Source organism: Devosia sp. (assembly GCF_028290645.1).
In the GTDB taxonomy this organism is placed as follows: domain Bacteria; phylum Pseudomonadota; class Alphaproteobacteria; order Rhizobiales; family Devosiaceae; genus Devosia_A.
Genome location: NZ_JAQGJL010000036.1, coordinates 1 through 4,530, shown reverse-complemented (window position 1 = coordinate 4,530; position 4,530 = coordinate 1). Strand labels below are relative to the sequence as shown.

Sequence of the window (4,530 nt, the reverse complement as noted above, 5' to 3'; positions counted from 1 at the left end):
TGAGCGCCGATCTCAGCGACGCCGGCAGGCGCACGCCCGCCAACCTCCAGGGCACCCTGTTCGCCTCGAGCCCTATGCCCACGCCATGATGTCGTCGAGCGCCCGCGAGGTGATCGCCTCCCGCTTGGCCACCGTCTTCTCGGTCGATTTCCACCGCCCGACATGGCCCTCGGGCTTGGTGATCGATACCGGCGGGAACAGGCCGAAATTGACGTTCATCGGCTGGAAACTGCGCGCCCCCGAATAGGCCTCGGCCTCGAGGTGGCCGCCGGTGATGTGGTTGATCAAGGCGCCCATCGCCGTGGTTGCAGGCGGGATCGCCAGCGTCTCGCCGCGCGCATCAGCCGCGGCCATGCGCCCGGCCATCAGCCCGACGGCGGCGCTTTCCACATAGCCCTCGACGCCGGTCACCTGACCGGCGAAGCGCAGCCGCGGCATCGCCTTCAGTTTAAGGTCCGGCCCCAGCACCTTGGGCGAGTTGAGGAAAGTGTTCCGGTGCAAGCCGCCCAGCCGCGCGAACTGCGCGTTTTCGAGGCCGGGGATCATGCGGAAGATCTCCGCCTGGATGCCGTAGCGCATCTTGGTCTGGAACCCGACCATGTTCCACAGCGTGCCCAACGCATTGTCCTGCCTGAGCTGCACGATGGCGTGCGGCTTCACCAGCGGATCGCGCGGATTGGTGAGCCCAACCGGCTTCATCGGCCCCCAGCGCAGGGTGTCGCGGCCGCGCTCGGCCATCACCTCGATCGGCAGGCAGCCGTCGAAATAGGGCACCTTTTCCCAGTCCTTGAACTCGTGCAGCGGCGCGCTGACCAGCGCATCGACGAAGTCGTGGTACTGCTGCTCGGTCATCGGACAGTTGAGATAGTCCGCGCCGTTCCCCATTGGCCCGACCTTGTCGTAGCGCGACTGCGCCCAGACGGTGTCGCGGTCGATCGAGTCGCCGTGGACGATCGGCGCGATGGCATCGAAGAAGGCCAGCGAATCCTCGCCGGTGAGCTGCTGGATCGCGGCCGCGAGGGCAGGGGAGGTCAGCGGTCCCGTCGCCACCACGACGTTGTGCCAGTCCTCCGGTGGCAGCCCGGCAACTTCGCCGCGCTCGATCGAAATGTTCGGGTGGTTGTGGATGGCGGCGGTCACCGCATCGGAGAACCCGTCGCGATCAACTGCGAGCGCCCCGCCGGCGGGCAGGGCATGGGCATCGGCGGCCCGCATGATCAGCGAGCCGCAGCGCCGCATCTCCTCGTGCAGCAGCCCCACGGCGTTGTGCCGATGGTCGTCCGACCTGAAACTGTTGGAGCAGACCAGCTCGGCAAAGCCCTCGGTCTGGTGCGCATCGGTCTTCTGGGTCGGCCGCATCTCGTGCAGCACGACCCTGGCGCCGGCCCCGGCGGCTTGCCAGGCAGCTTCCGAGCCGGCGAGCCCACCGCCGATCACGTGGATTGGTTCATCTTGTTTTGACATGGCGCGGGAGATAGCAAGCGGGGCAGGGGTACGCAACGTTCTGGAGATTGCCATGACCATCACGCTTTGGGGACGGCTGAGCTCGGTCAATGTGCAGAAGGCCGTCTGGGCCCTCGAAGAACTGGAACTGCCCTATCAGCACATTCCGCTCGGCGGCGCCTTCAGGGGCAACGACACCCCGGAATATCTGACCATGAACCCGAACGGCCTCGTCCCGACGCTGCGCGACGGCGAGCTCATCATCTGGGAAAGCCACGCCATCGTTCGCTATCTCAGTGCCGAATACGGCAGCGGCCTACTTTTCCCCGTGGAGCCGCGCGACCGCACGGTCGTCGACCAGTGGACCGACTGGACCGCCACCACCTTCCAGCCCGCCTGGATCAGCCTGTTCTGGCTGAAAGTCCGCACGCCAGCGGCGCAGCAGGACGCGGGTGCGATCGCCAAAGCCCTCGCGGCCTCGGTGAAATGCTTCCGAATGATGGAGATGCGCCTCGCAAAGGCGCCCTATCTCGGCGGCGAGGGCCTCACCTACGCCGATATCGTCGCCGGGGCCGCCATGTACCGCTGGTCGACCATGGACATCGAGCGCCCGTCGCTGCCGGGAGTCGAGGCCTGGCACGGGCGGCTCAACGAGCGCGCGGCGTTCAGGAAGGCGGTCAACGTATCCTATGAGGAATTGGTGGGCCGGCTGGCGTTCTAGCGGAACGGGGCCCCAAAAAGGCTGAACGCCCGCTTCTATCAGGAAGCGAGCGTTCTATGTTGCAGGCGTATATCTCGGACCAGGAAGCGAACCGTTAGATGGTGCGCGCATGGTCACGGGCGATACGCTGAATGTCGGTGCGAGTGATGCCGAGATCGCTCAGCTGACGGGTGTCGAGAGCATTGAGCTCACGGACGGTCTGCTGATATGCGGCCCACTTCTTCAGCGTGGTGCGAATACCCATTTGCAAGTCTCCTTTCGTCTACAGTTGGAGAAGTAGTCCTGGTCGGCTGGAATGAGCAGATGGGAAACTCTCAGTACCGTTATGCGTGTAGCGCATGGCTTTAACCGATCGCGTTCACGATTGCTTCATCTCGGGCAACAAGAAAATGGCCGCCGGGCACCTGACGGCCATTCTCGTAGGGGTGGCGTTTGTGAAGCTTAGCGGTCGAACAGCCCGCGGGTCATCTTCTGGAAGTCGGTGCCCGAAAGCCCAAGGGCATCACGGGTGGTAGGGACGTCCAGTTCCCGCAACGTCTGCTTGATGTCGACCAGTCGCCTCATGCGCCAGACGGCTCGAACAAACATGGCGTTTCCCTTTCCGGATCACGACCAAAGTAGCATGAGCTGATTTGCCGGCCGGCACACGCCAGTGAAAACTCAGTGCCGACATGCGTAGAGCGCATGGCAAAATTCATTCTGCTGTCATGTTCACGGTGCGGGGCGCGTTGCGGCTGGGTCCCCCGCTTGCCTCGGTTTCAACGCTCGCGAAACCGGGGACCTACCTCATTACTCGCGCCCATAGCTAGATGGATTCCGGCTTTCGCGGGGATGACACGGGGGTAGGGCGGTGAGGTATTTCTCCCCCACGCGCCCGAAGCTTACTCCGCGGCAGTTCGCTGCGGGCGGCGTTCCATCACTTCCTTGAGGAAGCGTCCGGTGTGTGAGCGCGGGTTCGCCGCGATGTCCTCGGGGGTGCCGACGCCGACCACCTGGCCGCCGCCGTCGCCGCCCTCCGGGCCCATGTCGATCACCCAGTCCGCGGTCTTGATGACTTCGAGATTGTGCTCGATCACCACTACGGTGTTGCCGGTATCGACCAGCTCGTGGAGGACTTCGAGGAGCTTGGCGATATCGTGGAAGTGGAGCCCGGTGGTCGGCTCGTCCAGCATGTAGAGCGTCCGGCCGGTGGCGCGCTTCGAGAGTTCCTTCGACAGCTTGACGCGCTGCGCCTCGCCGCCCGAGAGCGTCGTCGCCGGCTGGCCGACCTTCACGTAGCCGAGCCCGACCCGCTGCAGCGTCGCGAACTTCTCGCGGATCGACGGCACAGCGGCGAAGAAATCCACCGCCTCGTCGATGGTCATGTCGAGCACGTCGGCGATCGACTTGCCCTTGAACTGCACTTCGAGGGTCTCGCGGTTGTAGCGGTGGCCCTTGCAGACTTCGCAGGTGACATAGACGTCGGGCAGGAAGTGCATCTCGATCTTGATGACGCCGTCGCCCTCGCACTTCTCGCAGCGCCCGCCCTTGACGTTGAACGAGAACCGGCCCGGCCCGTAGCCACGCGCCTTGCTCTCCGGCAGACCGGCGAACCACTCGCGCATCGGGGTGAAGGCGCCGGTATAGGTCGCGGGGTTGGAGCGCGGGGTGCGCCCGATCGGCGACTGGTCGATGTCGATCACCTTGTCGAGGAACTCGAGTCCGGTGAGGTGGTTGTGCGGCGCCGGGATCACCCGGGCGCCGTTCAGTCGCCGGGCGATCGCCTGGTACATGGTGTCGATCATCAGTGTCGACTTGCCGCCGCCGGACACACCGGTGACGGCGACGAAGTTGCCCAGCGGCACATCGACCGACACGTCCTTCAAATTGTTGCCCGTCGCGCCGTCGATATGGAGCTTCTTGGTCTTCGACTGCTTGCGCCGTTCCACCGGCATCGGGATGCTGAGCGCCCCGCTGAGATACTGCCCGGTGATGCTCCTGGGGTTGCGGATGACCTCCTGCGGCGTGCCCTCGGCGACGATGTGCCCGCCATGGACGCCGGCGCCCGGCCCGATATCGACGACATAGTCGGCAGTGAGGATGGCGTCCTCGTCATGCTCGACGACGATCACCGTGTTGCCGAGATCGCGTAGCCTTCGCAGCGTATCGAGCAGCCGCGCATTGTCGCGCTGGTGCAGGCCGATCGACGGCTCGTCGAGCACGTAGAGCACGCCTGTGAGGCCAGAACCGATCTGCGAGGCGAGGCGGATGCGCTGGCTCTCGCCGCCGGACAAGGTGCCGGAGGTGCGATCGAGGTTGAGATAGTCGAGTCCGACATTGTCGAGGAAGCCGAGCCGCTCGATGATCTCCTTGAGGATGCGCTCGGC

5 protein-coding genes are annotated in these 4,530 nt (G+C 64.9%); 1 reads left to right on the top strand and 4 read right to left on the bottom strand.

What is annotated here, in order from left to right:
• Nucleotides 1-72: 72 nt before the first annotated feature.
• Entirely contained in the window at nucleotides 73-1,464 is a 1,392-nt protein-coding gene (gene trmFO, locus JWQ89_RS02155; protein ID WP_299638008.1) for a methylenetetrahydrofolate--tRNA-(uracil(54)-C(5))-methyltransferase (FADH(2)-oxidizing) TrmFO, read from the bottom strand.
• A 52-nt stretch (nucleotides 1,465-1,516) separates the two neighbouring features.
• Here trmFO and JWQ89_RS02150 point away from each other — a divergent pair, with 52 nt between their 5' ends.
• On the top strand, nucleotides 1,517-2,164 hold the full coding sequence (locus tag JWQ89_RS02150; RefSeq protein WP_299638007.1) for a glutathione S-transferase family protein: 648 nt from the start codon (nucleotides 1,517-1,519) through the stop codon (nucleotides 2,162-2,164).
• Between the two features lie 94 nt (nucleotides 2,165-2,258).
• Here JWQ89_RS02150 and JWQ89_RS02145 read toward each other — a convergent pair whose 3' ends face one another.
• From JWQ89_RS02145 to uvrA, 3 genes are all read right to left on the bottom strand, one after another.
• On the bottom strand, nucleotides 2,259-2,408 hold the full coding sequence (locus JWQ89_RS02145; protein ID WP_082434573.1) for a DUF1127 domain-containing protein: 150 nt from the start codon (nucleotides 2,406-2,408) through the stop codon (nucleotides 2,259-2,261).
• Nucleotides 2,409-2,605: 197 nt separating this feature from the next.
• Nucleotides 2,606-2,752 carry a hypothetical protein gene (locus JWQ89_RS02140; RefSeq protein WP_299638005.1) on the bottom strand — a complete coding sequence of 49 codons (147 nt, stop codon included), beginning with the start codon at nucleotides 2,750-2,752 and terminating at the stop codon, nucleotides 2,606-2,608.
• A 293-nt stretch (nucleotides 2,753-3,045) separates the two neighbouring features.
• A partial coding sequence (uvrA, locus tag JWQ89_RS02135; protein ID WP_299638003.1) for an excinuclease ABC subunit UvrA occupies nucleotides 3,046-4,530 on the bottom strand: 1,485 nt, incomplete at its 5' end.

What these genes read in the sequence shown, in the direction of transcription:
- JWQ89_RS02150 (WP_299638007.1), top strand. Translation starts at nt 1,517, where the DNA reads ATGACCATCACGCTTTGGGGACGGCTGAGCTCGGTCAATGTGCAGAAG.
- JWQ89_RS02140 (WP_299638005.1), bottom strand. Translation starts at nt 2,752, where the DNA reads ATGTTTGTTCGAGCCGTCTGGCGCATGAGGCGACTGGTCGACATCAAG.
- trmFO (WP_299638008.1), bottom strand. Translation starts at nt 1,464, where the DNA reads ATGTCAAAACAAGATGAACCAATCCACGTGATCGGCGGTGGGCTCGCC.
- JWQ89_RS02145 (WP_082434573.1), bottom strand. Translation starts at nt 2,408, where the DNA reads ATGGGTATTCGCACCACGCTGAAGAAGTGGGCCGCATATCAGCAGACC.